Annotated in this window: 19 protein-coding genes, 1 tRNA gene and 1 pseudogene; 10 read left to right on the plus strand and 11 right to left on the minus strand. The window is 70.5% G+C overall.

All coding sequences use genetic code 11. The annotated features are described in order from the left end of the window. The first annotated feature begins 301 nt into the window (after positions 1-301). Positions 302-1,015, plus strand: a complete 714-nt coding sequence (locus FM105_RS01425; RefSeq protein WP_143275778.1) for a hypothetical protein — start codon at positions 302-304, stop codon at positions 1,013-1,015. Between the two features lie 199 nt (positions 1,016-1,214). Here the strand turns inward: FM105_RS01425 and FM105_RS01430 are convergent, their stop codons facing one another. Continuing rightward, positions 1,215-1,967, minus strand: coding sequence for a type 1 glutamine amidotransferase (locus tag FM105_RS01430; RefSeq protein ID WP_087003577.1), 753 nt, complete (start codon positions 1,965-1,967; stop codon positions 1,215-1,217). A 231-nt stretch (positions 1,968-2,198) separates the two neighbouring features. Beyond that, positions 2,199-2,783: a TetR/AcrR family transcriptional regulator gene (locus FM105_RS01435; RefSeq protein ID WP_179207008.1), complete on the minus strand. Its 585-nt coding sequence runs from the start codon at positions 2,781-2,783 to the stop codon at positions 2,199-2,201. 155 nt (positions 2,784-2,938) lie between these two features. Here FM105_RS01435 and FM105_RS01440 point away from each other — a divergent pair, with 155 nt between their 5' ends. Further along, a complete protein-coding gene (locus FM105_RS01440) occupies positions 2,939-4,453 on the plus strand; it encodes an MDR family MFS transporter (protein WP_087003582.1) in 1,515 nt (504 codons plus the stop codon). Between the two features lie 118 nt (positions 4,454-4,571). Here the strand turns inward: FM105_RS01440 and FM105_RS01445 are convergent, their stop codons facing one another. Beyond that, positions 4,572-5,195 (minus strand): isochorismatase family protein, encoded by a 624-nt coding sequence (locus FM105_RS01445; RefSeq protein WP_087003586.1) that lies wholly within the window; start codon positions 5,193-5,195, stop codon positions 4,572-4,574. 122 nt (positions 5,196-5,317) lie between these two features. On the opposite strand from FM105_RS01445, the gene FM105_RS01450 reads away from it, so the two are divergent. Both FM105_RS01450 and FM105_RS01455 read left to right on the plus strand, forming a co-directional pair. Beyond that, on the plus strand, positions 5,318-6,280 hold the full coding sequence (locus FM105_RS01450) for a GlxA family transcriptional regulator (protein WP_256970137.1): 963 nt from the start codon (positions 5,318-5,320) through the stop codon (positions 6,278-6,280). A 26-nt stretch (positions 6,281-6,306) separates the two neighbouring features. After that, on the plus strand, positions 6,307-7,023 hold the full coding sequence (locus FM105_RS01455; RefSeq protein WP_143275779.1) for a hypothetical protein: 717 nt from the start codon (positions 6,307-6,309) through the stop codon (positions 7,021-7,023). On the opposite strand, the gene selB is transcribed toward FM105_RS01455, so the two are convergent. The 3 genes from selB to FM105_RS01470 form a co-directional block, all read right to left on the minus strand. After that, positions 7,004-9,133, minus strand: a complete 2,130-nt coding sequence (gene selB, locus FM105_RS01460; RefSeq protein WP_087003594.1) for a selenocysteine-specific translation elongation factor — start codon at positions 9,131-9,133, stop codon at positions 7,004-7,006. The two genes, FM105_RS01455 and selB, sit on opposite strands and share 20 nt — an antisense overlap. Next, the gene (locus FM105_RS01465) at positions 9,130-10,575 is read right to left on the minus strand and encodes an L-seryl-tRNA(Sec) selenium transferase (protein ID WP_087003597.1); all 1,446 of its coding nucleotides are present in this window, start codon (positions 10,573-10,575) and stop codon (positions 9,130-9,132) included. The genes selB and FM105_RS01465 overlap by 4 nt, the downstream gene beginning before the upstream one ends. A 27-nt stretch (positions 10,576-10,602) precedes the next feature. Next, positions 10,603-10,697: transfer RNA gene (locus tag FM105_RS01470), tRNA-Sec, on the minus strand. Positions 10,698-10,894: 197 nt separating this feature from the next. Between FM105_RS01470 and FM105_RS01475 the strand changes: the two genes are divergently transcribed. The 4 genes from FM105_RS01475 (at position 10,895) to FM105_RS01490 (ending at position 15,490) form a co-directional block, all read left to right on the plus strand. Further along, positions 10,895-12,595, plus strand: coding sequence for a TIGR01777 family oxidoreductase (locus FM105_RS01475; protein WP_087003602.1), 1,701 nt, complete (start codon positions 10,895-10,897; stop codon positions 12,593-12,595). A gap of 133 nt (positions 12,596-12,728) precedes the next feature. Continuing rightward, the gene (locus FM105_RS01480) at positions 12,729-13,388 is read left to right on the plus strand and encodes an MBL fold metallo-hydrolase (protein WP_087003605.1); all 660 of its coding nucleotides are present in this window, start codon (positions 12,729-12,731) and stop codon (positions 13,386-13,388) included. A gap of 20 nt (positions 13,389-13,408) precedes the next feature. Beyond that, positions 13,409-14,596: an MFS transporter gene (locus FM105_RS01485; RefSeq protein ID WP_087003608.1), complete on the plus strand. Its 1,188-nt coding sequence runs from the start codon at positions 13,409-13,411 to the stop codon at positions 14,594-14,596. 45 nt (positions 14,597-14,641) lie between these two features. Then, complete coding sequence (locus FM105_RS01490; protein WP_087003611.1) at positions 14,642-15,490, plus strand: ABC transporter ATP-binding protein; 849 nt, start codon at positions 14,642-14,644, stop codon at positions 15,488-15,490. A 40-nt stretch (positions 15,491-15,530) separates the two neighbouring features. On the opposite strand, the gene FM105_RS14835 is transcribed toward FM105_RS01490, so the two are convergent. After that, positions 15,531-15,719 carry a hypothetical protein gene (locus FM105_RS14835; RefSeq protein WP_256970139.1) on the minus strand — a complete coding sequence of 63 codons (189 nt, stop codon included), beginning with the start codon at positions 15,717-15,719 and terminating at the stop codon, positions 15,531-15,533. A gap of 251 nt (positions 15,720-15,970) precedes the next feature. Between FM105_RS14835 and selD the strand changes: the two genes are divergently transcribed. Then, positions 15,971-16,981, plus strand: coding sequence for a selenide, water dikinase SelD (gene selD, locus FM105_RS01500; RefSeq protein ID WP_087004265.1), 1,011 nt, complete (start codon positions 15,971-15,973; stop codon positions 16,979-16,981). A 333-nt stretch (positions 16,982-17,314) separates the two neighbouring features. Here selD and FM105_RS01505 read toward each other — a convergent pair whose 3' ends face one another. The 4 genes and pseudogenes from FM105_RS01505 to fdnG all read right to left on the minus strand — a co-directional run. Then, on the minus strand, positions 17,315-18,145 hold the full coding sequence (locus FM105_RS01505) for an oxidoreductase (protein WP_087003613.1): 831 nt from the start codon (positions 18,143-18,145) through the stop codon (positions 17,315-17,317). A 173-nt stretch (positions 18,146-18,318) separates the two neighbouring features. Further along, the gene (gene nrfD / locus FM105_RS01510; RefSeq protein WP_087003617.1) at positions 18,319-19,533 is read right to left on the minus strand and encodes an NrfD/PsrC family molybdoenzyme membrane anchor subunit; all 1,215 of its coding nucleotides are present in this window, start codon (positions 19,531-19,533) and stop codon (positions 18,319-18,321) included. Beyond that, complete coding sequence (locus FM105_RS01515) at positions 19,530-20,837, minus strand: 4Fe-4S dicluster domain-containing protein (RefSeq protein ID WP_087003620.1); 1,308 nt, start codon at positions 20,835-20,837, stop codon at positions 19,530-19,532. Before FM105_RS01515 ends, nrfD begins: the two co-directional genes overlap by 4 nt. Before the next feature lie 416 nt (positions 20,838-21,253). Beyond that, positions 21,254-24,424: pseudogene (fdnG, locus tag FM105_RS01520) on the minus strand (formate dehydrogenase-N subunit alpha); the annotation flags it as partial. A gap of 282 nt (positions 24,425-24,706) precedes the next feature. Here fdnG and FM105_RS01530 point away from each other — a divergent pair. Next, positions 24,707-26,230 (plus strand): L-lactate MFS transporter, encoded by a 1,524-nt coding sequence (locus tag FM105_RS01530; protein WP_087003629.1) that lies wholly within the window; start codon positions 24,707-24,709, stop codon positions 26,228-26,230. Positions 26,231-26,269 lie beyond the last annotated feature (39 nt).

Raw genomic sequence — 26,269 nt, forward strand, 5'->3', positions numbered from 1 at the left:
CAGGGATATGAGGGCTCTTGAACCTCTTCTGTCTGCGCGCGACCGTCGGTGCATGGACGTCATCATCACTCGAGCGGACCTTCACCGCGCGGGGTTCTCACGGTCTCTGGTCACCGATGCACTCCGCTGCTGTCTCATACGAGTCCGACGCGGTCTGTACGTCGTCCGGCCAGACTGCCCACGCAGATCGCATGCCGCACTGGCACTGCTGAAGCAGCGCTCAACCGGGGACCTCATCGATCTCGATGTGAAAGGGCTCCGTGGTCATGCAGCGAGGCTGCGGATCCTCACGCGGACATACGTGGACGACCTCGCCGAGGACTGCACTCTGTCCCACGTCAGCGCCGCGCTCCTGTGGGGTCTGCCATTCACCCGACCGATCCAGGGTCGTGCTGAAGCCGTGCGCCCTGGGAGGTCGCGCGGTTACAAGCAGGTCATCATCCGACAGCGCGTCCTCCACCCCAGCGAAGCGACAGAGATCGACGGACTGCCTGTCACGACTGTGCGCCGGACGCTCCTGGATGTCGCCCTCGACTATCCGTTGGACGTCTCCGTGCCGATGATCGACCATGCCCTGCGCAAGGAGCTGGTGTCCACGGAGGACATCGCCGAACTGGCCAGGTCCATCCGCCGGCGCCGTGGTTCGGTGCGGGCTCGGACGGCGTTCTCTCTGGGAGACCGTGCGCGAGAGTCCCCCGCGGAGTCCATCTGCGCAGTCCGCTTCCACGAGCACGGCATCGCGGGATTCGTGCCGCAGGCCACCTTCGGTACGAAGGACGATGGCTTCATCGCTCGCGTCGACTTCCTCCATCGCGGAGCGAAGATCATCGTCGAGGTGAATGGGGAGATCAAGTACACCGACGGAGAGACAGGCGCCGCGCGTGCCCGCCGCGAACGCCGGCAGGACTACCAGCTGCGGAACCTCGGCTACCGCGTCTACCAGCTCACGTGGGCCGACCTGTTCTCGCCGTCGACGTTCCACGACATCAAGCACGCCGTCTCTCGCGCCGGCTGAGCACCAGCGATACGAAACACCGGTTACCGGTATGAAACACCGTGCCAGAGCGCGGCGTTTGATACCGGTAACCGGCGTCTCGAGGGGATACGGGGGCGCGGAAGGCGCAGCGTAGTGAGCGGCGGCCAGGAGCGCTCGGCGGCTGTCAGCGCTCAGGGGTCGGGGGCACCCGGCAGTGCTCAGGGGTCGGCAGCGCCCGTCAGCGTTCGGCCGCCAGGAGCTCCACGTAGGCGCGGGCGATCGGGTCCATCGCCTCTTGGAGGGCAGGTTCCGCGTCCGCCACCGGCGCGACGACCTCATCGACCGTCAACCCGCCCGGCAGGGAGGACCCGTCCTTCGCCCAGCCGCGCAGCAAGGCCGCATCGGCCTCGAAGTGGAACTGCGTGCCCCACGCCGACCCCACCCGGAACGCCTGGATCGGCGCGTCCGTCCCGTCGACCAGATGCGTCGCCCCGTCGGGCAGCTCCATCTGCAGCCCGTGCCACAGCACCACGGGGAACTCCGCGGGAACACGCGAGAAGAGCGGATCGTCAGCCGCCTCCGCACGCAGGTGCCCCGTCATGAGCCCCACCTGCGGAACCTCTCGCTGAACGACCGGTCGCCCAAGCGCCTCGGCGAGCATCTCGCCGCCCAGGCAGATGTTCACGCTCGTGAACTCCCCTGCGACCGACGCGAGGAGGAGCTCACGCACCGCGGGGAACCACGGGTTCCGCTCATCGTCCATCGGCCCGTCCTGACCGCCCAGGACGACGAGGCCCACCCCGGGTTCCCGCAGCTCCTCGAGCGTCGGCAGGTGGGCGAGCGCCGCGTCCCGCTCGACCGCACCGCACGACTTCGCCTCGCGGTAGGGGCGACGCACATCCAGGGTCGCCCCCGCCGCCTCCAGCCAACGACCGAATCGGCGCGCATCCGTGCCGTCCTCGTGCTCGATGACGATGATGCGAACGGTCATGGGAGTCCTTTCCGACGACGAGACGATGAGGCACAACGGGCGCGCACGGGGTCTGAGGGCTCACGATCACGGTCCGCAGCGGCCATCTCACGGTACACGGATGGACCGCGCACTCGGCCTCGGCGTCCGGGCCACCGACGTGTGCCCGGGCCACCGGACTGTGCCTGGGACCTCGGCTGGCTTGGCTGGTCACCTCGGCGCGCTCCGTCGGGACGACGAGGGCTCAGGAACTCAGGCGCCGGGGAACAGCCCTGCCAGTTCGCGCACCGTCTCGTCGAAGAGTGCCAGCGGGTCGGAGTCCTTGCCGTCGAACTCCTCCTGCGCGAAGGACTGCCACGCGATCCGCCAGGTGGCGGTCACGACCTCCGCGACCACCAGTCCCTGGAGCGCCCCCAGAGCGTCGCGCCGCACGAGCTCTCTGCTGAGCGCCTCGACCATGCTCCGCTCCTGCCGCGCCACCACCCGCACCATCTCCGGCTCATGGACCAGCAGGCGGGAGATCCGGCGGAAGTCACGCTGCTCGACCTCGTGGGAGAAGAGCTCGCGCGCCACTGCCAGCAGGTCCTCGAGGATGCCCGCGGCGCTGGTGTGCGCACTCTCGTGCCCCACCAGCGCGTCGATCAGCCCCTGCTGACCGGGCATGAGCGCGTGCTCCTTGGACGCGTAGTACCGGAAGACGGTGCGTTCGGAGACCCCCACCCGCGCAGCGATGTCCCCGATCGTCGTCGCGTCCAGGCCCTGCTGCTCGACCAGGTCCAGCGCAGCGCTCTGGATGTCGCGGAGCATGCGAGCGCGGTGCTCTTCTCGGATTCCCACGGTTCGGCTCATTTCGTGACGGAGTGCGGCCTGTCGGGCCGAGGATGCCTCCTCAGCATTATATGCGTCACACACTGACAGGTTTGGCTTATGAAAGATGTCAGACCATGACATGATGCGTGACGGTTCACATCACACAGATAGAGGTAGCCCCGATGGCTCAGTCCGCCGAAGGCACGACGTCCACCCACTCCGCACCGGCCGCGCAGGCCTCACCAGCCCGTCCTGCCCCACCGGCCCCACCTGCTCTGTCGACGAAGCAGCTCACCGGGATCATCGGCGCACTCGCGCTCGGCGCGTTCCTCATGATCCTCAATGAGACCGTGCTCACCGTGGCGCTGCCCTCGATCATGGCCGACTACGACGTGACGGCGGAGACGGGACAGTGGCTCACCACCGGGTTCCTGCTCACCATGGCCGTGGTCATCCCCCTGACCGGCTACCTGATCCAGCGCTTCACCCTGCGGAGCCTGTTCGTCTTCGCGCTGTCCAGCTTCCTCGTCGGCATCCTCCTGGCGATCGTCGCGCCGGGCTTCAGCGTCCTGCTGCTCGCGCGCATCATCCAGGCGATCGGCACCGCCATCGTGCTGCCGCTGCTCATGAGCACCACCCTGAGCCTGGTCCCGGTCCAGCACCGCGGAATGGTCATGGGCCTGAACTCGATCGTGATCGCAGTGGGCCCCGCCATCGGCCCGACTGTGTCCGGCATCATCGTCAATTCGCTGTCGTGGCGCTGGATCTTCGGTGTCATGCTGCCACTCGCCGCAGTCATCCTGATCGTCGGAATCGTCTTCATCAAGGTGCCCTCGACCACGCGACGGCTACCGGTGGACGTCTTCTCCGTCGTCCTCTCCGCCTTCGCGTTCGGCGGACTGGTCTACGCGATCTCCACCTTCGGCAGCGTGCTGGACAGCCCGACGATCCCGCTGGTCAGCCTCGTGGTCGGCCTCGCCGCACTGGCCCTCTTCATCGTCCGCCAGCTCCGACTGACCCGCACCGGCCGTGAGCTGCTGAACCTGCAGCCGTTCACGAACCGCACCTTCACGCTCAGCGTCACCATGATCATGATCGCCATGGGCACGCTCCTGGGAACGGTGGTCATCCTGCCGATCTTCCTGCAGAACGGCAGCGGCCTGAGCACCATGACGATCGGCATGATGCTGCTTCCCGGTGGACTCATCCAGGTCGCGGTGGGACCGATCTTCGGCCGCGTCTTCGACCGCCACGGCCCGCGCCCGGTGCTGATCCCCGGCGCCCTCATGCTGGCGCTGGGCCAGTGGCTGTTCACCACCATCGACCCGAGCACTGCACCGGGCCTCATCGTCGCGTTCCACACGATCTTCTGCATCGGGCTCGCCATGCTGATGACCGGTCTGCTGTCTGCCGCGCTGAGCGACGTCCCGCATCATCTGTACGGCCACGGCTCCGCCATCTTCAACACCGGCCAGCAGCTGGGCGGCGCGATCGGCACGACGATCTTCGTGACCGTCATGAGCGCCGTGGCAGCCGCAGAGACCACTGGCGGCTCCGCGCTGGTCGACGGGCTCTTCCACGGCGCTCGCATCGCGTTCATCATCGGCGGGATCCTCGCGACGATCGCCGTCGTCTGCGCCCCGTTCATCAAGGCCCCCAAGCGCGCGGACGTCATCGTCTCCCACGACGAGGCGTGACCCCCGGCACCGCAGTGGCCTGACTCCCGGTCACTGAACCGGTCACAGTGCGCGATGCCCCCGGCCATACCGCCGGGGGCATCGCTCATTCATCCAATGGATGTCCGCACCTACGAGCTCACGCCCCCGTCGCCGACGCCGGCAGGTTGCTGCCCTCGATCGGATCGCCCGACTCCAGCGCCCGCAGCCATGTCGCGGTGTCGCTGACCGCCGCGAAGTTCGAGTTCAGCAGCGTCATGAGGGTCTCGTGGACCTGCTGCGCCGGGACGCTCCCCTGCGCGTTGGTCAGATTGACCGCACCGGTGGAGTCGGACAGGACCTCGACGGCCACGCCCATCGGCTCGGCATCCGCAGCGGTGCCCAGGATGCAGTTGTTGGTCATGTAGCCGACGAGTGTGATCGTGTCGACGCCGTTCTCCTTCAGCCACTCCGCGAGGTCCGTCTCCGGGAAGACGCTCGCGACCGACTTCGTCGCACGCTTCCATCCGTCGTGTGAGCGCGACTCCACATCCGCATGGAGCTTCTGGCCCTCGGACCCCTCTGCGAAGACGGGGAACCCCTCCGGATACTGGTGCTGGACCACCGCGGTGGGCACACCGGCCTGCTGCGCCGCGTCGAGGACGCGCACGATGTTCGCGACCGACTCGTCGCGCGGCGGGTACTGGATGGCGAGCGGCCCCTCGGCATCGAAGTAGTCGTTCTGGACGTCGACGACGATGAGGGCGCGGCGGGGAGCGGACATGAGGTTCCTCCTGGTGTGCGCGGCGCTGCCTGCGGCTGCGGCATCGCCTGATCGAATTCTGCTGACATCCAGCATCCCCGCATCGAGGCGCGTACCGTGAGTGGCATGGATGCGCATGATCGATGGAATCAGGCCACATGAAGGTCGCGGTCCACGTCTTCGACGGGATCTCCCTCTTCCACACGTCCGCGCCCGTCACGGTGTTCGGAGAGGTCGCGCGGCTGGGACTCGCCGACGACTGGGAGGTCGAGCTCTGGAGCGACACCCCGGGAACGATCCGCACAGCAGAGGGCATCGAGTTCTCACCGATCGCCGGACCCAGCGCGGTACAGCACGCAGACATCCTGATCCTCCCCTCCTGGCACGAGGACCTGCGCGCCTCCCCCACGGCCCTCACGGATCTCATCCGCACCGCGCACGGCCGGAGCACCTCGGTCGTGGGCCTGTGCCTGGGAGCGTTCCCGCTGGCGGAGGCGGGCACCCTCGAGGGTCGCTCCGCCGTCACCCACTGGGCAGCGAGCAGCACCTTCGCGCATCGCTTCCCCGGCGTGGACGTGGACCAGTCCGCCCTCTACATCGACCACGGCGACGTGCTCACGTCAGCCGGGACGGCCTCGGCGCTGGATGCCTGCCTGCACATCGTCCGCGAACAGCTGGGGGCCTCGGCGGCGGCCCGAGTCGCGCGCCAGCTCGTCATCGCGCCGCACCGCGAGGGCGGGCAGGCCCAGTACGTCGAGCGCCCGCTGCCCGCAGACGACGGGCACGGCGCCCTGGGCGAGGTGATCGAGTGGGCACTCGCGCACCTCGACCGCCCGCTGTCCGTCGACGACCTGGCGGAGCAGGCCCACATGAGCCGTCGGAACTTCACGCGCCGGTTCCAGGAGGTCACGGGCACCAGCCCCGCCGCGTGGGTCCGGTCACGGCGGCTCGATCAGGCCCGCTCTCTCCTGGAGACCACATCCTGGCCGATCTCTCGCATCGCGGCGGACTGCGGGTTCAGCAGCCCCGTGACATTCCGCCAGCGCTTCGTCGCCGCATACGCCACGACCCCCACGTCGTATCGGACGCGCTTCGCCCAGACCTGACGCCGGATCTCTGAGAGACTCGTCCCATGCGTATGCGACGCCTCCTCGAGGCTGAACGGGACGAGCTGGGCGAGGCCCTGTCGACCCACCGCACCGGGGTCAGCGGGCAGGCACTGCTCCTCATCGCCGGCATGTGGGCAGTCGTCACCGTGCTGTTCGTCCTGCACCCCTTCATGACTCAGGCCGGAGTCATCGTCAATTCCGCCATCATCGCCGTCGTCTGCGTCGTGCTGCTGTTCGTCGTGCTCACCGCGGAGACGCTCGTCGTCTGCGAGAAGGGGCTCGCAGTGGGGGCGACCATCCCCCTCCGTCCCCTCTTCGTGATCCGGTACGAGCAGATCGTTCCCGGGTCCCTCGTGCCGGTGACCCGCGCGCAGCGGTACGCCGCGACGACGAAGCCTCGCGGCCGCTCCTCATCGGTGCGCGTCGATATCGGCGCAACGCAGGGGATCCACTTCGTCGGGCCGGAGATCCAGCCCGCCACCCGTCCCCGCACCCGCACTGCGCCGCTCACCTCGACCGCTCCCCGCGCCGTCGACGGGCGCGTCATCTGGTTCGCGTCGACGGGGAAGACCCCGCCCTCCGCCGTCACCGCGCAGATCGCGCAGGCGGCGCGTCGCCGAGGCCTGCACGCCCTGGCGGACGCGACGGACGCGGCACCCGCCCGGGAACTGACGAAGAATCCCGCGGATCGCCACTCCCTGCTGCCCGGCTACCCGCCCGTCAGCCCCGACTTCCGCTGACCGGCTCGCCGGCGGCCTCCCGGTGGCCGACGATCTCCCGGTGCCCGGCGTCCACCCGCCGCGTCCACCCACGGGAATCCAGGTGCTCCAGCAGCGGGATCACGGTCCTCCGCGTCGTGTCGAGTGCCTGCCGTGCCTCACTCGTAGTGAACGGCTGCTCCAAATCGGACAGCACCCGCATCGCCCGCGCCGGAGCCTGCGGTCCCAGCACGATGCTGTCGCCCTGACCTGCGGTTCCACCGCGCGCACCCGCTCCCCCGCGAGCATCCAGACCGCCCAAGCGGATCAGCCTGCCCTGTGCCTCCGCCGCCGCGATCTCCCGCGGTCCCAGCTGCAGACGGTCCAGGACCCGGGCCTCCGGCGCCCGGAACGGGCTGCGCGCCCACTCCTCCTCGAGTTCCCAGATCGCCGGTTCCGCGGCCCCCATGCTGCGCACCGCATCCGCAGAGCGGATCCGACCCGCCTCGACGACGAGTCCGGCCTTCCGCACGATCGCGGTCAGCAGCGCCGAGGTCGCCCGCGCCGCCTGCTGCCCGTCACCACTCCTCGCCTCGCCCGAGGCCCGCCGGCCGCCCGTCACCCGGTCCGCTGCGCCGTCGCCCGCCGACCGGTCGGCCCCCGCGCCGCCGCCGAGGTCCGGCAGACCGAGGCGATCCACCGCCGCCTTGCCGGTCAGTCCGGGGGACAGCGGGTCCGCAGCGTGATCGGCCGTGACCGCGTCCCGCAGCATCTGCGCCCAGACGTCGAGCCGCTCCGCATCCACCAGCAGGTCACGCACCAGGATGACTCCGCTCGGCAATCCGGCTGAGCCCGCTTCGCGGTCGTCACCACCGCGTCTCTCCGATCCACGACCCTCCTCAGGTGGGACCGATCGGGCGGCGTCACCTCCACGCCCTTCCCCCGGCACGGCCACGCCCAGGGAGGTCAGCACGGCGACCGGCACGGCGCCTCGGCGGCGGACTTCGTGGACGAGGTCGCCTTCAGCACTCATCCCGGCCAGCGTCTCCGCCCGACGCCGACCGTCGCCGCGCCGCGCCAGCTCCGGCGGATCGACGTCGAGCACCTGCACTCCCGCGCGCACCGCGCGACTGCCCGTGGACCGCAGCAGGATCCGGTCGCCCACAGTGAGCGGCAGAGGCCTGGCCAGGGCGAGGCGGGCGTGCTCGGCACCCAGCGGCCGCAGCCGCGCCTGCACGGCGGCGGTGCCCACGTGGACCGCCAGCTCCCGCGGCGCATCCTCGAAGTCCTCGCCTGTCATCCTGCGCACGTCGACGGTGTCGGTGAGCGACCAGGCTCCGGGCGTCAGCAACACGTCGCCGCGCCCGAGGTCGTCTGCACCGATACCGCGCAGATTCACTGCCGCGCGGGTCACCGGCGTCACTGCGTCCACGGACTCGTCATGGCTCTGCAGCCCGCGGATCGTCACCGTCGCACGGGCCTTCTCGCGGACCTTCTCACCTGCGATGACGAGTGTGTCGTCCGGCTTCAGCACCCCGGCTCCGAGCGTGCCGGTCACCACCGTCCCGGCGCCGGAGATGCTGAAGGCCCGGTCGATCCACATCCGCACGCGCGCACCGGTGTCCGGCTCAGGCACCTCCGCGAGCACGCGATCGAGCGCGCCCCGCAGCGCGTCGAGCCCCTCCCCCGTGGTGCCGGAGACCGCGATCGCCTCCGCATCGGCGAGGCCAGTCCCTGCGAGCTCCGTGCGGGACCGGGCGACGACCTCGGGAACGGAGTCCGGGGCGAGGTCCATCCGGGTCACGACGAGCAGGCCCCGCCGGATGCCCAGCGCCGCGATCGCGTCGCGGTGATCGTCCGACTGCGGCATCCAGCCCTCATCGGCGGCGACGACGAAGAGCACGATCGGCGCGGGGCCGACGCCGGCGAGCATGTTGCCCAGGAAGCGCTCGTGGCCCGGCACGTCGACGAAGGACACCTCGCGGCCGCTGGGCAGCCGCGTCCACGCGAAGCCCAGGTCGATCGTGAGGCCGCGCCGCTTCTCCTCGTCCCACCGGTCCGGCTCGATGCCCGTGAGCGCTCTCACCAGCGTCGACTTACCGTGATCCACATGCCCGGCCGTCGCGATGACGAACGAACCCGCACGCGTCATCGGGAGTCGGCCTCCGGGGTCAGGTCCGCGAGCACGTCGACGATCGCGGTCGCGATGTCCACGTCGCGGTGCTCGGGCACGCAGCGCAGGTCGAGCAGACAGCGGCCCTCGTGGACCCGGCCCACGATCGCGGGGGTGCCGGTGCGCAGGGGTGCGGCCGCGGCCTCGGGCAGGGCGAGCGCCCAGCCGGGCAGGTCGACACCTGTGCCGCCGCCTCCGCCCACGCGGCCGGCGTGCGGGACCACCGTCGCGGCGATGAGACGTGGGTGCTCCTCCTGATCCGCACGTGTCGCCACCTGCGCCTCGACAGTCGCGGCGAGCCGCTCCGTGCGCAGCCGCAGGACCTCGGGATCCAGGTGGAGTGCCGCGTGGACGGGCGGCTCACCAGCGGTGAGAGTGGCCTCGAGCGCGGCGAGGGTGAGCTTGTCGGCCCGCACCGCACGGGCCATCGGGTGGCGGGACAGCGTCGCGATGACGTCCGCCCGGCCCAGCAGGATCCCGGCCTGCGGGCCGCCTAAGAGCTTGTCACCGGAGGCGATGACGACGTCCGCGCCGGCGGCGAGCGCGCTGGCCGCATCCGGCTCCTCCGGCAGCAGCGGCTCCGGTTCCAGCAGACCGCTGCCCAGGTCCACGATGAGCGGCACGTCCCGGTCGTGGCACAGCGCGGCGAGCTCTGCGATCGTCGGCTCCGCGGTGAAGCCGTCGATGCGGAAGTTGGACCGGTGGACGGTGAGGACCGCGCCGATGGGTGGGGCACCGACGGCGCGCAGGTACGCGACGCCGGCCCCCTCGGCGGCGGCGTCCGCACGCTCGAACTCCCGGGAGTAGTCGGACAGATGCGTGCGGTTCGTCGTGCCGACCTCGGTGAGCCCCACCCCGGCGGACTCGATGAGGTCGGACAGGCGGAACCCTGCACCGATCTCGACGAACTCGCCCCGGCTGAGCAGCACGGACGCGTCCTGGGCGTATGCGGTGGTCGCGAGCAGGAGGGCGGCGGCGCCGTTGTTGACGATGAGGGCGTCTTCCGCGGCCGGGCAGGAAGCGAGCAGCGCCGCGCGGGCACCGGCGCCTCGGCGGGAGCGGGTGCCGCTGACGAGATCGAACTCGAGGTCCGTGTATCCGGCCGCATCGACGAGCGCGGCCTGCGCGGCCTCGGACAGCGGCGCCCTGCCCAGGTTCGTGTGGACGAGCACGCCGCTCGCGTTGAGGACGGGCGTCAGTGAGGAGGCGCGCTGGGTGCCGAGGGCCGCGAGCAGTTCCGTCTGGACGGCCTCGGGCGCGATCTCGCCGGAGCGGGCACGATCCTGCGTGGCACGGACGAGGCCCTTGACGACGCCTTCCCCCAGCGAGGCGAGCGCGGCTGTCACCTGCGGCAGAGCCAGCAGGGCATCGGTGCGCGGGATGCGGCGGCGGGGGTCGGCTGCCTCGGGATTCTGTGCCACGGGCCCTCCTTCGGACTGCGGGACGCTTGGCGGAGGCGGACGGGAATCGAACCCGCCAAGCCCAGATACTGGGCTTCGCCGGTTTTGAAGACCGGGACGACCACCAGGACGCGGACGCCTCCGCTCGCGAATCTATCAGGGGTCACGCCCGGGCAGCAGCGCCTGCGGCAGTTCGCACCGAGGAGCCGCGGGTCGAGGCGTCGAATGCCGAAGATCGACGCTCCGAATGCTCAACATTCGAGTGATTCTGGGGTGGAAATGGCTCGGATGTTGAGCTTTCGAACCGCCGGACGGTCCGCCGCACCCGTAGGCTCGCCTCATGACCCGGTTCCACTCGCAGGAGACCATCGCCACGCCGCTCGATCAGGTGGTGCGCTGGCATGCGCTGCCCGGCGCCGTCACCCGCCTCTCGCCCCACTGGGCGCAGACCGTCGTCGCCGAAGGAGATCCGAACCGGCCCGGCACGCGCACCTCGATGAAGATCGCGGTCCCCGGCTCACGAGGGTCCGTGCGCGTTCCGTGGAAGTCGGAGCATTTCGCGCTGGACGACCAGGGAATCGCGCCGCTCACAGCGTTCCCGCAGACCACCGACCCGGAGCAGGTCTCCCCCGACGCTCCTTCCGGCAGCGCCTTCGGCTTCGGCGACCTCATGGTCGATTCGCCGCTGGCACCGCTGCGCTCGTGGGAGCACCGCCACGTGTTCCGCTCCGCTGGGAACCCCTCCGCACCCGCTGACGACCCGACGACATCGACCACGGGCACCACCTTCGTCGAGGACGATGTCACCGTCGAACTGCCCCGCGCCTCCCTGCTCACGGACACGGAGCTGGGCTTCCGCATCGGGGCTCGTCTCTCCCGCATGCCCGGAGCACGCATCCCGGAGAAGCAGCTCCTCACGACCCTCCGCCGCACCTTCGCCGCCCGCACCGACAGGCTGCACCGAGAGTTCGACTTCCTCCGCCAGATCGATGCGCCGCTGGTCGGCGGCGCACGGCCGCTGCGCATCCTCGTGTCTGGCGCCTCGGGCCTCGTCGGCACCCAGCTGTGCGCCCTGCTCATGACCGCAGGCCACACCGTGCGTCGGCTGGTCCGGCACGAGCCTGCGGCCGGCAGCGCAGCGCGGGCCCGCACAGCAGGCGACCCTGCCACGGCCTCGGCAGCGGCCGCCCCCGGCACGACCTCCGCGGACGACACACGCCCCCTCTCCGACACCGGCGAGCGCCCCGATCAGGAATCCCGCTGGGACCCGCAGGCCGGCTACCTGCTGCGCGAGGACCTCGCGTGGGCAGACGTGGTCGTCAACCTGTCGGGCCGCAGCATCGGCGGCCGACTGACGGACCGGGCGAAGGACGAGATCCTCACCTCGCGCATCGACACGACGCGCCTGCTCGCCACGACGATCGCAGCCCTGCCGGAGCAGGACCGTCCCGAAGCCTTCATCTGCGCATCGGCGGTCGGCCTCTACGGGACGGACCGACGCACGCCGGCCGATGAGGCAGCGCCTGCGGGCGACGGCTTCCTCGCCGAGGTCTGCCGCACCTGGGAGGCCGAGGCCGCCGCCGTCGAATCCGCCGGGGTCCGCCGCGTCTCCGTGCGCACCGGACTGGTCATGAGCGGACTGGGCGGGCTCCTCGCGCTGCAGGTCCCGCTGTACCTCGCCGGCGGCGGCGGTCCGCTGGGCTCCGGCGAGCAGTGGTTCCCGTGGATCAGCCACGACGACCTCGTGCGGGTCTATGCGCGGGCGATCGTCGATGCGACTCTGACGGGGCCGGTCAACGCCGTGGCGCCGGGCATCGTGCGGCAGAAGGAGTTCGCGAAGGCGATGGGCTCCCACGTGCACCGCCCTGCGTTCCTCCGAGCGCCTCGGTTCGGCCCCGCCCTGCTGCTGGGTGAGGACGGCGCGGACGAACTCGCGCTCGCCGGGCAGCACGCGGTGCCGACCGCGCTGGAACGGGCGGGGTTCGACTTCGCCCACCCGGGCCTCGGCGACTGCCTCACAGAGGAGCTGGGGCCTCGGTGACGGCACCACTCCGATGACGTCCGCCGAGCCCTTCGCACGCCACTCCCACTGCAGACCTTCCCCGTCTACGGTGGAGACGGTCAGATCCCCCAGCCCCGTCCGTGAGCGCCCACGCGGCGCGGAAGGAGTACTCATGGCACTCGAATTCTCAGTGTGGGGCCACGCCGGTATCCGGCTGGAGCGCGACGGCGCACGGCTCGCGATCGACCCCGGATCCTTCACCGATCCGCGACTGCTCGAACGGACCGCGGCAGTCCTCATCACCCACGAGCATGCCGACCATGTCGAGCCGGAGCGGCTCGCGGCGGCGATGGCCGATTCTCCCGACCTGCAGGTGTGGGCACCCGGATCCGTCGCCGAGGCCCTGGCCACCGCTGGTGCCCCGGTCGCCCGGGTGCACGTCACCGGGCCGGGGGACGACTTCGAGGCGGCCGGATTCCGCGTCCGGGCGCTGGGCGGGCAGCACGCCGTCATCCATCCGAGCCTGCCGCAGGTCTCCAACCTCGCCTTCCTCATCGACGAGGTCGTCCTCCACCCGGGAGACTCCTTCCCCCGACTGCCGGACGACGCGCGGGTCGAGCTGCTGGCCCTGCCCGTCAGCGCTCCGTGGATGAAGCTCGCCGAGGCGGCCGACTACGCCGCCGAGGTCTCCCCCACCACAGTCGTCCCGATCCACGATGCGATCCTGTCCGCGGAGGGCAGGCAGATCGCCGACAAGATCCTGCCGGGGCTCATCGGCGGTGCCGAGTACCGGCGACTGGGGCTCGGAGAGGTACTGCAGGTCGGCGACTGAACTGCGGCAGGATAGGACGCATGACGTCGTCCGCCCCGCTCTCCACGCCCGTATCGCGCAGCGCCCGTCATGGGGCGCGGCTGCTGGCGTACTCCCACGCGAGCGTCGACTTCTACCAGGGCGCGATCGCCGCGCTCGTCCCCTTCCTCGTGCTGGAGCGCGGGTACACCTACGCTGCCGCGGCCGGGATCGTGCTCGCGTCCTCCCTGTCCTCCTCGGTCATCCAGCCGCTCTTCGGAGCCCTCGGCGACCGCTGGTCGATGCGGTGGCTCATCCCTGTGAGCATCCTCTTCGCGGGCGTGGGAGTCGGCGCGATCGCCCTGTCCGAATCCTTCTGGATCACGGCGCTCGCGGCCGCCGTCTCCGGTGCGGGAGTCGCCGCCTTCCACCCCGCGGGGGCCAGCCGCGCACGTGAGATCAGCCGCGACGATCACGTCGTGATGTCCTGGTTCTCCCTGGGCGGCAACATCGGCTTCGCCGTCTCCCCGCTGTTCGTCGCCGCGACCGTCGGGATCTTCGGACTGCGGGCTGCGCCGCTGCTCGTGATCCCGGCGCTGACGGGCATCGTCGCCGTCGGACTCATCGGCCGCTTCCACTCGCCCGCACCGGTGACCGCGCGACGAGCGGGCAGCAGTGCGGCCGGGGCGAGGGACGACTGGCCGGCATTCCTGCGGATGTCGATCGCGATCATCTGCCGGTCCATCGTCTTCGTGGGAATGGGCTCGTTCATCGTGCTCTTCATGAGCGTGCACCGCGACGTCGGTGAGACGCTGGCCAGCGCATCCCTCTTCGTCTTCTACATCGGGGGCGCGTTCGGCACGGCGATCGGCGGACACCTCGCGCGCCGCTGGCCGCGCACCACGATCCTCCGGTGGGCCTACCTGCTCGCTGTGCCGATCGTCGCCGGGATGCTGCTGATCCCCGGGCCGGTCGCCTACCTCTTCATCGCCCTGGCCTCGATCGTGCTGTACGTGCCGTTCTCCCTGCATGTCAGCCTGGGCCAGGACTACCTGCCACGGCACATGGGCACCGCCAGTGGGGTTACCCTGGGCCTGGCCGTCTCCGTGGGAGGGCTCGCGTCCCCCGCGATCGGCGCACTGGGCGACCGAGTGGGGCTCGAGTACGCGCTCCTGCCGCTCATCGCCCTGCCGGCACTCGCATGGGTGGTCCTTCTGGGTCTCAAGGACCCCCGCTCCGCAACGGCGTGACCCGCCACCGACCGCACTCCGCCACCGACGATCCCGAGGACATCCATGACCGATCCCCGCGCCACCGCACTCGACTTCGCTGACGTCACCGTCCGCCGCGCCTCCACCGTCATCCTCCCCGGCATCTCGTTCACCGTGGGGCGCGGAGAGCACTGGGTGATGCTCGGTCCCAATGGTGCGGGGAAGAGCACGATCCTCAGCCTGGCAGGCGGGACGGCGCACCCCACCAGTGGAACCGTCGACGTGCTGGGGCACCGTCTGGGCCGCGTCGAGCTGCGCGCGCTGCGCGAACGGATCGGGCACGTGAATCCCCGTCATCCTCTGCGGTCGAAGCTGACCACCCTCGACGTCGTGCTCACCGGTCTGACCGGCACAGTCGAGACCATGCTGCGCTGGACACCCACCCCCGAACAGCAGGAACGCGCACACCACCTGCTGTCGATCTTCGGTCTGGCTGACCGGGTGAGCGCCACGTGGCCCACCCTCTCGCAGGGCGAGCGTGGTCGAGCTCTCCTCGCGCGCGCTCTCCTCACTGAGCCCGAGCTGCTCCTGCTCGATGAACCCGCGACGGGCCTGGACGTGGCCGCACGCGAACAGCTGCTGGAGACCCTCGACGTCCTGCCCGTGACGCACCCGGACCTCACGACTCTCCTGGTCACGCACCATCTGGAGGAGATCCCGAGCTCCGTCACCCATGCCCTGCTGCTGCGCGACGGCGCCCTGCTGGACCACGGGCCGGCAGACCGGGTGCTCACCACGGACAACGTGACGGCCACATTCGACCACCCGATCGCGGTCCACCGCGAAGACGGCCGCTGGGGCGCCCGGTCCGACCGGCGCAGATCAGCTCCGCATCCCGCACGTCTCAGCCCAGCAGGCGCCGGGCACGCGTGACCGTCGCCGTCACGACGGCCGACCCGCCGGACCCCACCGCTCAGCGGCCCGCCGCCTGACCCTGCGCAGAGGCGAGTGGGCCGCTGAGCCACGCCGCGGCCTCGGCCGGTGTCCGCAGTCGCACGATGACGAGGCCTGGGATTCGGGCGGCAACGCGCGGCACCAGCGTCGCGTACTTGCGCCGCGTGGAGACCGCCCACCGGAGGATGTGGTCGGGGGTCCTGAACACATCTGTGAGCGGCCCCTCCGGAGCCGTGGAACAGGCCGTCGATCTCCGTGTGGGGGATGCCCGTGGTCGCATCGATCCGTCCCGCGAAGGTCGTCTTGCCCGCCCCGGACACACCCGCGACGAGGATGCGACGCGGCGTGTGCGGCAATGGGTCCGTGGCAGTGAGCACGGGATCGAGCGCAGTGGGTGTCGACGGGCCGCCGATCGTACGTACACTCACGGATATGGGTACCGAGGACGCTGACCAGCAGATGCCGCAGATCCAGACACCGACGATCCAGACACCCCCGGTCCGACTGACCTCCATGGCGCACGGCGGGGGCTGTGCCTGCAAGATCCCCCCGGGGGAACTGGAGACCGCCCTCTCGTCACTCTCCGGGCAGAAGTTCGACTACGTGATCGTGGGCCTGGACGACGGCGATGACGCCGCAGCCGTCCGGGTGCAGGACGGGCTCGCGGTCCTGTCCACCGCTGACTTCTTCACTCCCGTCGTCGATGACGCCTACGACTGGGGCCGGATCGCCGCGGCGAACGCCCTGTCGGACATCTACGCCATGGGCGGCACACCGATCGTCGCGATCAACCTCGTCGGATGGCCGCGCGAAGTCCTGCCGATGGAGCTCATGAGCGAGGTGCTGCGCGGCGGACTGGACGTGGCGAACGCGGCGGGCACCCCGGTGATCGGAGGCCACTCGGTCGACGACCCGGAGCCCAAGTACGGCATGGCCGTCACCGGCACCGCGCACCCGGACCGGCTGCTGCGCAACGACGCTGCTGTCGCGGGTCTGCCACTGACCCTCACGAAGCCGATCGGAGTGGGCCTGCTCAACAACCGCCACAAGTCGACGGGCGAGGTGTTCGATGCGGCGATCGCATCGATGACCGCGCTCAACCGGGATGCTGCGGACGGAGCTCTGGCCGCCGGGGCGAAGGCCGCCACGGACGTCACCGGCTTCGGACTGCTCGGGCACCTGCACAAGATGGTGCGGGCCTCGGGCGTGGGCGCGGTGATCGACCGGGCGGCGGTTCCGCTCATCGACGGCGCGGCGGAGGCCCTGCGCGACGGGTTCGTGTCCGGGGGCACTCGCCGGAACCTCGACTGGGTGCGGCCCCACGTCCGCGCCGATGCGGGGATCACGGAGGACGATCTGCTGGTCCTCGCGGATGCCCAGACTTCAGGCGGGCTGCTGGTCGTCGGCGAAGTGCCCGGCTACCCCGTCATCGGCGAGACGGTCGCGGGAGACGGCATCGACGTGCGGTGAGCGCGACGTGTGTCGAGGCGGAACTCCTGCACCAATCCCTCGTCGAGGCGGCACTCCTGCACACGGATCGGGGCCGAGACGTGCAGGAGTGTCGACTCGATGTGCCCCAGTGACAGGTGGTTGATGGCCGCCGACTGTGCCCCGGTGACTGGTGGCCACCTCACTGCGGCACTCGAGTGAGTACAACCCGTCCCCACGACCGCCCGGATGGTCCGCTTTGCACTCACTCGACGATTCGGGACGAGGCGGTGGATCTGGAACGAGGCACCAGCCGCACCGTCACTCCGGGACGTCAGTTCACCCCGAGAAGTCAGGTCACTCCGAGAAGTCAGGTCACTCCGGGAAGTCGGTGCTGCGCGTGACGTCGACCCACGCGTCGATGTCCGCGCGCTGGCCGACGAGCTCGCCCTCGGCGCGGCGCAGCGCGTCCGACCCCAGCAGCAAGCGCAGCGGCGGATTGTCCGAGGCCACCACCTGCAGGATCGCCTGGGCAGCGCGCACGGGATCGCCCGGCTGGCGGCCATCGATCGTCGCGTTCTCCTTCCGCCGCAGGCCGGCGGTGTCCGCGTAGTCCTCGATCGGCACAGCCGACTGCGTGAGCGACCGCCCCGCGAAGTCCGTCCGGAACCCGCCGGGCTCCACGATGACGACCCGCACTCCCAGCGGCCCGACCTCCTTCGACAGCGCATCGGAGGCGCCTTCGAGCGCGAACTTCGTCGCCGAGTAGTACCCCGACCCCGGCTGCGACGTCCGCCCCGCGATGGACGAGACGTTCACGATCGTGCCCGCCCCGCGCTCCCGCATGCCCGGCAGCACCTGCTTCATGACGTCGACGGCCCCGAAGAAGTTCGTCGCGAAGAGCTGCTCGACCTCTGCCGGGTCGCCCTCCTCGAGGGCGGACCTGTAGCCGTAGCCCGCATTGTTCACGAGCACATCCACTCCGCCGAACCGGTCCTTCGCCACATCCACCGCCGCGATGATCTGGTCGTGGTCGCGCACGTCCAGCGGCACGACGGCTGCGGTCTCCGGGTACGAATCACCCAGCTCCGCGAGCACCTGCGGGTCGCGCGCCGTGATGACCGCGTCGTGGCCCGCCTCGAGCACTGCGATGGCGAGCGCCCGCCCCAGCCCCGTGGAGCATCCGGTGATCAGCCATGTCGACATCGTGGGTCTCCTTCGTCGTGATCCTGCCCCAAGACTAGAACCCCCGGCCCGGGACTGCACGGACCGGAACCGCGTGGGCTCAGCGCTCGGGCCGGACCTCCTTGTCGTCCGGCCGTCCGCCGCTCCGGCCGCTCAGCCCCTCACCTGCTCCGACCACTCAGCTACTGAGCCCCTCAGCCGATGGTCGTGATCGAATCGTGCGTGATGCCGGCGGCCCGACGCGCCTCGAGCCGGTCCCGCTGGGGCTCCACCACGTGGCGCGGGTCCGTCGTGGAGGCGATGCCTGCTTCCAGCACCCCGAACCTCGTGAACGCCGAGGCCCCCGCCAGTGCCGCTCCCGCCGCTGCTGACGCGACCTGCAGACCCACGCGCACGGCTGTCTGCCCGCGGCCTGCCCCGCGCGCAGCACGCCGTCCCAGCAGCCGTACCCCCACCTCGAGCGCGGCCGTCGCGACACCGCCAGCGATCGCGAGCATCTCCGCCCGATGCAGCTTGTCTCCCGGTTCGCCGGTCTCCATGGGCTCGACCTCGACCGGGTGCATCCGGTCCTTCATGACCTTCATCGCGACGAGCTCCGCCGCGGTGCCGACGAGCGCGAAGATCCGCGCGGGACCGGCCTGGTCGACGGGAGTCGTCACCATCGCGGTGCCGCCCGCCGCCGCACTCGCCGAGGCCGCGAACACCACCGGCAGACCGTTCCGGCCCGCCGCGTTCCAGGTGGGCACGGCCGTGGCACCCAGCAGCACGCCGGTGTAGGACGCCAGAGGGGCAGCGAACACGACCGAGGCGAGGGCAGCAGGCGTCTCCAGCGCATGGAGCGCCGTCCGCAGCGGCTTCAGCGGCCCCAGGGGGATCCGCTCGCCCGTCAGCCGGTCGACCTCGATGGCCGCGACCACCCCGGCTCCCGTGCCGAACCCGCCCAGGATCCACGACCCCAGGCTCATGGGCGAGGTGATCTTCACGGTGCGCATCATGTTGAGGAAGCGCTCCGGACGCCCCAGGTCCGCGACGAGGGCGAGCGCACCCGCACCCACCGCGCCCAGCGACACGAACCGCGTACTCATCCGCAGCGCCGGCCGATCCGTGAACTGAGCGCCCAATCCCAGCAGCGCCGAGCCGCCGGCCAGGCCGCCCAGGAAGAGGTAGAGGCTGATCTCGTCGCCCCACGGCGGGGCCTTCACGATGGGTCGGCCGTAGTAGGAGGTGAACTCGACGTCCTCGACCATGGGCATCTCGCGCCCGCCGTCGGCGCCGCGGTTCATCCAGCCGCGGCCACCCGGACCACCACGGCCACCCGGTCCCCCGCGACCGCCCCGACCACCGCCTCGGCGGCGGCGCTTCCGGTCCCCGTCCGGCGGACGGTACGAATCGTACGGCGAGGTCGTCATCGGCGCCCTCCCAGGAATGACAGGGCCGCGACCCCGATCATGCCCAGGGCGGCCGCGCCCGCGCTCGCCCACATGCCCGACAGATCCTTCGTGGGCACGCGGGGGTCCGGCGGCAGTCCGTAGACCTCCGGCTCGTCCAGCAGCAGGAACACCGACCCGGTGCCACCCACGCCGTCGTGCGGATTCGCTCCGTACAGTCGGGCCTCCGTCAGCCCCTTCGCGTGCAGATCGCGCACCCGGATCTCGGCCTTCTCGACCATGTCCTCGCGGTCGCCGAACCTGATGGACTGCGTGGGGCAGGTCTGCGAGCACGCCGGCTCCTGCCCCTCGAGCAGCCGGTCGTAGCAGAGCGTGCACTTGTTCGCGGTGCCCGCGTCGGGGACATCCATCTCCGACGCCCTGCGGTCGTCACGGTCCGTCGGCGTGTTGATCGTGCCGTCGTCGCGCCGCTCGATCACGCCGAACGGGCAGCCGGCCACGCACGTGCCGCACCCGTTGCACACGTCGTTCTGGACGACGACGGTGCCGAACTCCGTGCGGAACAGCGCGCCGGTGGGGCACACGTCGAGGCAGCCGGCGTGCGTGCAGTGCTTGCAGACGTCGGAGGACATGAGCCAGCGGAAGTCCGCGGTGTCCGGCGGCGTGGTGTCGATGCCCGACAGATCCGCGGGCACTCCGGTCCCGTCCCCGTCGAGCAGGCCTCCCAGCACGTCCGTCGTGACGGTCGCCCCGCTGGGCTGACCAGCACCGATCGCCGCGTCGGCCGGTGCACTAGAGCCGCAGCCCCCGCCGCTGGACGGCCCGCAGCCCGATGGTCCGCAGCCGGACGGGCCGCACCCGGAGCAGCCCCCGCCCGAGGCCGTCGCCGGGTCCTCGTTCGAGGCCGCCGCTCCCGAGGTCGTCGCCGCCCCCGCGGGCGGGCCCACCGTCGGCATCCCCAGACCCACGAGCTTCCGGCCCGATTCGCGGGCCTTCTCGATCCGGTCGCCGTCCTGCTCGATGAATGCGACGTGCCGCCAGGTGTTCGCGCCCAGGCCACCGGTGTTGTCGTAGGAAGATTCGAGGAGCTCGTAGGTCCCGTCCTGCGGATTGCGGTTCCACTCCTTGCACGCGACCTCGCAGGCCTTGCAGCCGATGCAGATCGACGTGTCCGTGAAGAAGCCCTTGCGCGCGTGGGCCTGCGAGCCCCAGCTCGCGTGCTCGGTGGGCTCGCCCAGACGATCCGCGAGGAGCGGCTCCGCCGCCGGGGACCCGCCCGCGGATGTTCCTTCCGCGAGGGTCTCACGTCGGACCTGCGTCGTCATCGGTCGTCCTCCCTCTCAGTCCGGGGCCCGCCGTCGTCGTCCTGCGCCCGACCATCCCCGGGCCCGTCAGCGTCGTCACGCACCTCGGCGTCTTCTTCCGCCGGCTCCTGCGCAGCCTCCTCGACGTCGCCCCGTGGGGTCTCCGCCGTGGGTTCTCCCACGCTACCGCCGGCAGGCCCCTCGGCCACGGCCTCGGCGCCGGGCAGTATCCCCACCCGACCCGTGCGGTCGTCCGTGTGGGTGTGCGTCATCGGTGTCGGCTGCTCCGCCCGCCGGAAGTCCGCACCCTCGACCATCGGGGTGTCGCACGTGCAGCCGGGGCCGTGCGGCCCGTAGGCGACCTCGAGCTCCTCCTGGGACAGCGGCTCCGCGAGGTGGCCGGCGGCGACCGACGCGGCGACGTACTCGGGCGGCACGGTCACGTGCTGGTTGCCGGACTCCTCCGTGAGGCCGGCTTCGCTGCGGAACTTCTCGACGAGGTCCTGGCGGTCCGGACCGCGCGGGCGCCGGCCCGGCATGATCGCACCGGCCAGCGACTTCGACGCCTGGATGAAGACGTTCGGATCCATCGTGACGCCCAGGAGGTCGTTCGCGGAGTCGCCCTCGACGACGGCACCGCCGCCGCCCGCGCCCCAGTGGTACGGCAGGCCGATCTGGTGGATCGTCTGCCCCGCGATGGTGAGCGGCCGCATGCGCTTGGTGACGAGCACACGGGCTTCGATCGCGGCGCGCGGGGACACGATGGTCGCCCAGCCGTAGGGCTCCAGGCCCACTTCCGCAGCCAGTTCCGGGGACACCTCGCAGAACATCTCCGGCTGCAGCTCGGAGAGGTACGGCAGCCAGCGCGACATGCCGCCCGCGGTGTGGTGCTCCGTGAGGCGGTAGGTCGTGAAGACGTAGGGGTAGACCTCGGAGCCGGGCAGTCCCGCGCCGGGTGCGGACAGGTTGTCCTCGCGCGGCATCGTCATCCGCGTGGGGTTGTTCTGCTGCCGGTAGAGCGGGTTGCGGACCGTCGACTCCTGCGGCTCGAAGTGGGTGGGCAGCGGACCGTCGATCATGCCCGACGGGGCGAAGAGCCACCCCTTGCCGTCCGCCTGCATGATGAACGGGTCGTCGCCCCGCAGGGAGCCCGTGCCGCCGTAGGCCGATTCGAAGGTCGAGCCCGGGGCGCGATCCGCCGGGAAGTCGGGCACATCGCTGCCCGTCCAGCGTCCGGCGTCCGCGTCCCACCACACGTGGCGCTTGCGCTCCGACCAGGGGCGGCCCTCGGGGTCCGCGGACGCCCGGTTGTAGAGGATCCGTCGGTTCGCCGGCCACGCCCAGCCCCATTCCAGCGCGGTCTCGTCCTGCTCCGTGCGGGGCTTCCGGCGCGCCGCCTGATTCTCGCCGCCCGCGTAGACGCCCGCATAGATCCAGCAGCCGCTGGCCGTGGACCCGTCGCCGCGCAGCTCGTTGAAGCCGTCGACCGGCCGGCCGTCGTCCTCGCCGCCGATGTGGAAGCCGTTGATCTCGCGGATCACCGCTTCGACGTCGACGTCGCCGTGCTCGTCGATCGGGTAGTCCCACGTGAGGTCGAGCAGGGGACGGTCACGCGGGTCCTCGGAGCCCTCGAGCCGCTCGCGGATCTTCACACCCAGGGTGTGGAAGAAGTCGAGCTCGCTCTGCGCCTGCCCCGGCGGGTCGACGGCCTTGTGGCGCCACTGCACCAGGCGCTGGGTCTGGGTGAAGCTGCCGGCCTTCTCCGTGTGGTTGGCCGCGGGCAGGAAGAAGACCTCCGTGTCGATGTCCTCCGGGGCGAGTTCGCCGGATTCGATCTCCGGGCCGTCCTTCCACCAGGTGGCGGACTCGATGAGCGAGAAGTCGCGCACGACCAACCACTTGAGGTGGCTCATCGCCATGCGCTGCATGCGGCCGTTGGCGGATCCCACTGCGGGGTTCTGGCCGAGGACGAAGAAGCCGTCCACGCCGTCCTCGAGCATCCGCACCGCCGTCTGGTACGTGCCGTGCGCGCCGTTGATGCGGGGCAGGTAGTCGAATGCGAAGTCGTTGTCCTCCGTCGCCGCATCGCCCCACCAGGCCTTGAGCAGACTCACGGTGTAGGCATCCCCGTTCGACCAGAAGCCCTTCTGGGTCTCCGGTCTGCCGACCCCGGTGAGGTAGTCATCGAAGCGGTCGTGGATGACGGCCGACGGCATCGGCAGGTAGCCGGGCAGCAGGTTGAAGAGCGTCGGGATGTCCGTCGAGCCCTGGATCGTCGCGTGACCGCGCAGCGCCATGACGCCGCCGCCGGGCCTGCCCATGTTGCCCAGCAGCAGCTGGAGGATCGACGCGGTGCGGATGAACTGCGCCCCCAGCGAGTGCTGGGTCCAGCCGACGGCGTAGGCGAAGCAGGTCGTGCGGTCGCGTCCCGAGTTCTCCGTGACGGCGCGCAGGAGGTAGTCGAAGTCCTTCGGGCTGATGCCGCAGGTCGTCTCGACCGCTTCGGGCGTGTAGCGGGCGTAGTGCCGCTTGAGGATCTGGAAGACCGTCCGCGGGTCCTCGAGCGTCGGGTCGACGAGCGGCTCGCCGTCCTCGTCCAGCGCGTACTGCCACGTCGCGTTGTCGTAGGTGTGCGTCGTGGGATCGAAGCCCGAGAACAGCCCCTCGAGGTCCTCCGGCCCTTGGTAGTCCTCGCTGATGAGGTTCGCTGCGTTCGTGTAGTGGCGCACGTACTCGTCGAAGAACAGGTCCTGCTCGAGGACCCCGTGGATGAGTGCGCCCAGGAGCACGATGTCCGAGCCCGCCCGGATCGGGACGTGCTTGTCCGCGTTCGCGGTCGTGCGGGTGAACCGGGGGTCGACGTGGATGACCTTCGCCCCGCGCATGCGCGCTTCGACGACCCACTGGTAGCCGACGGGGTGGCATTCGGCCATGTTCGACCCCTGGATGACGATGCAGTCCGCATTCGCCATGTCCTGGACGGGCTGGGTGGCGCCGCCCCTACCGAACGAGGATCCCAGACTGGGAACCGTGGCGGAGTGTCAAATGCGCGCCTGGTTCTCGATCTGGATCGCGCCGGCCGCGGTGAACAGCTTCTTGATGAGGTAGTTCTCCTCATTGTCAATGGTCGCGCCGCCCAGGCTGGCGATGCCCATCGTCCGCCGCAGCGGGCTGCCGTGCTCGTCCGCGTCCTGCCAGTGCTTCCGGCGGGCTTCGAGGAAGCGGTCAGCGATCATGTCCGTCGCGGTCTCGAGGTCGAGCGTCTGCCAGTCCTTGGCACGCGGTGCCCGGTAGAGGACGTCTGTGACGCGGCCCGGTGAGTTGACGAGCTGTTCGCTGGCCGCGCCCTTGGGGCAGAGGCGCCCGCGCGAGATCGGCGAGTCCGGATCGCCCTCGATCTGGACGACCCTGTTGTCGCGGACGAACACGTTCTGCCCGCAGCCCACGGCGCAGTAGGGGCAGACGGATTTCACGACGGCATCGGAGGTGGAGGTGCGCGGCTTCGTCGCACGCGTCTTGCCCGACGTCACGGAGGGACCGCGACCGGTGACGTCACCGGATCGGAATTGCCTGAGGACCGGCCATTCGAGCGGACTGAACCTCGCCATGCGGCCACGATACCAGTGAACGGGCCTCTCACCAGTGGTGCGTTCAGCAGTGAATCGACGGCGGGAGGAGGCCGGAGGACGGCAGAACAACGGCCGGACGGGGGCCGGAAGACGGTTCGACAACAGCCGGAGGACCACCACCGGCTGACGCTCCGCTGTGCCCGGGCATCGACACGGGGCCTGCTGGCGGGAATGATGTGCCGAGGCACGATTCCGGCCGATCACCGGATCGTGCCCCCGCGAACAGGTACGCGCCGGAACACGCAGAGCGAAGGAGCTCCCATGTCCGTCCTCGACCGCGAGGCGATCATCGCGCCCGTGACCTTCAACCGCTGGCTCATCCCTCCGGCGGCCCTCGCGATCCACCTGAGCATCGGCCAGGCGTACGCCTTCTCCGTCTTCAAGAACCCACTCGCCGAGCACTTCGGCATGGGCGAGGGCGGCGACGTCGCGATCGGCTGGATCTTCTCCCTGGCGATCGCGATGCTCGGCATCTCGTCTGCGATCGGCGGCACCTGGGTGGAACGAGCGGGCCCCCGGAAGTCCATGGTGGTCGCGGGAAGCTTCTGGGTCGTCGGCTTCTTCGTCGCCACCGCCGGCATCGCGATGGACCAGCTGTGGCTCGTCTATCTGGGCTACGGGGTGATCGGCGGGATCGGGCTGGGCATCGGCTACATCTCGCCCGTCTCCACCCTCATGAAGTGGTTCCCGGACCGCCCGGGCCTGGCGACGGGCCTGGCCATCATGGGGTTCGGCGGCGGTGCACTCATCGCGAGCCCGGCCTCGAACGCACTCATGGTGTTCTTCGGCGGCGGCCCCGACTCGATGGCCGACGGGATCATGCAGACGTTCCTCACGCTGGCAGTCCTCTACCTCGTCGTCATCGCGATGGGCGCCTACGTGATCCGACTGCCGCACCCGGATTGGAAGCCGAAGGGCTACGACCCGGAGAAGGCGGCGTCGAAGCCCCTGCAGACGACCGGGTCCGTCTCCGCCAATCAGGCGCTGAAGACCCCGCAGTTCTGGTTCCTCTGGGTCGCGCTCTTCACGAACGTGACCGCCGGCATCGGCATCCTGGAGAGCGCCTCGCCCATGATCCAGTCCTCGTTCGGCATCACCGCGGTCGCGGCCGGCGGGTACGTCGGGCTGCTGTCGCTCACGAACATGGGCGGGCGGTTCATCTGGTCGACGGTGTCCGACTACATCGGTCGCAAGAACATCTACATCCTCTATCTGGGGGTGGGCGCAGGCCTGTACTTCGTGCTGGCCAGCTTCGGCTCGCAGTCGATCGCCCTGTTCGTCGTCTCCACGCTCATCATCCTGTCGTTCTACGGCGGCGGTTTCTCCACCGTGCCGGCGTACCTCAAGGACCTCTTCGGCGTGTACCAGGTGGGCGCGATCCACGGCCGCCTGCTCACCGCGTGGTCCGCGGCCGGCGTCGCGGGGCCGCTGCTGGTGAATTCGATCGTGGAGAGCTCCCGCTCCGGCGGCGGCGAGGGCTTCGAGCTCTACCGCGTGTCCCTCTTCATCATGGCCGGGATCCTCGTGGTGGGCCTGGCCGGGAACCTCCTCATCCGTCCGGTGGCGGAGAAGCACTTCTCCGACAGCATGATGGTCGCTTCGAAGCGCGAAGAGGACCGCGAGGCCGCGTCCGAGGCCGCCGTCGCCCACCAGCAGACCGCCGCCGGGGGCGCCGGTGCGGTGCACACGACGGTCGCCATCGTCCTGGCGGTGGTCGTGGTGGGCAGCCTGCTCTACGGCCTGGGCGAGACCGCAGTCCGTGCGGCCGCACTGTTCGTCGGCTGAGCGCAGGCCAGCTGACTGCTCCTCGACTGGATGCTCCTC

Source organism: Brevibacterium yomogidense (assembly GCF_900163715.1).
GTDB lineage: Bacteria > Actinomycetota > Actinomycetes > Actinomycetales > Brevibacteriaceae > Brevibacterium > Brevibacterium yomogidense_A.

Coding starts and splice junctions, on each gene's coding strand:
- FM105_RS01490 (WP_087003611.1), top strand. CDS start 14,642: ATGACCGATCCCCGCGCCACCGCACTCGACTTCGCTGACGTCACCGTC.
- FM105_RS01430 (WP_087003577.1), bottom strand. CDS start 1,967: ATGACCGTTCGCATCATCGTCATCGAGCACGAGGACGGCACGGATGCG.
- FM105_RS01450 (WP_256970137.1), top strand. CDS start 5,318: ATGGAATCAGGCCACATGAAGGTCGCGGTCCACGTCTTCGACGGGATC.
- FM105_RS01530 (WP_087003629.1), top strand. CDS start 24,707: ATGTCCGTCCTCGACCGCGAGGCGATCATCGCGCCCGTGACCTTCAAC.
- FM105_RS01455 (WP_143275779.1), top strand. CDS start 6,307: ATGCGTATGCGACGCCTCCTCGAGGCTGAACGGGACGAGCTGGGCGAG.
- FM105_RS01445 (WP_087003586.1), bottom strand. CDS start 5,195: ATGTCCGCTCCCCGCCGCGCCCTCATCGTCGTCGACGTCCAGAACGAC.
- FM105_RS01440 (WP_087003582.1), top strand. CDS start 2,939: ATGGCTCAGTCCGCCGAAGGCACGACGTCCACCCACTCCGCACCGGCC.
- FM105_RS01515 (WP_087003620.1), bottom strand. CDS start 20,837: ATGACGACGCAGGTCCGACGTGAGACCCTCGCGGAAGGAACATCCGCG.
- nrfD (WP_087003617.1), bottom strand. CDS start 19,533: ATGACGACCTCGCCGTACGATTCGTACCGTCCGCCGGACGGGGACCGG.
- selD (WP_087004265.1), top strand. CDS start 15,971: ATGCCGCAGATCCAGACACCGACGATCCAGACACCCCCGGTCCGACTG.
- selB (WP_087003594.1), bottom strand. CDS start 9,133: ATGACGCGTGCGGGTTCGTTCGTCATCGCGACGGCCGGGCATGTGGAT.
- FM105_RS01475 (WP_087003602.1), top strand. CDS start 10,895: ATGACCCGGTTCCACTCGCAGGAGACCATCGCCACGCCGCTCGATCAG.
- FM105_RS01480 (WP_087003605.1), top strand. CDS start 12,729: ATGGCACTCGAATTCTCAGTGTGGGGCCACGCCGGTATCCGGCTGGAG.
- FM105_RS01505 (WP_087003613.1), bottom strand. CDS start 18,145: ATGTCGACATGGCTGATCACCGGATGCTCCACGGGGCTGGGGCGGGCG.
- FM105_RS01485 (WP_087003608.1), top strand. CDS start 13,409: ATGACGTCGTCCGCCCCGCTCTCCACGCCCGTATCGCGCAGCGCCCGT.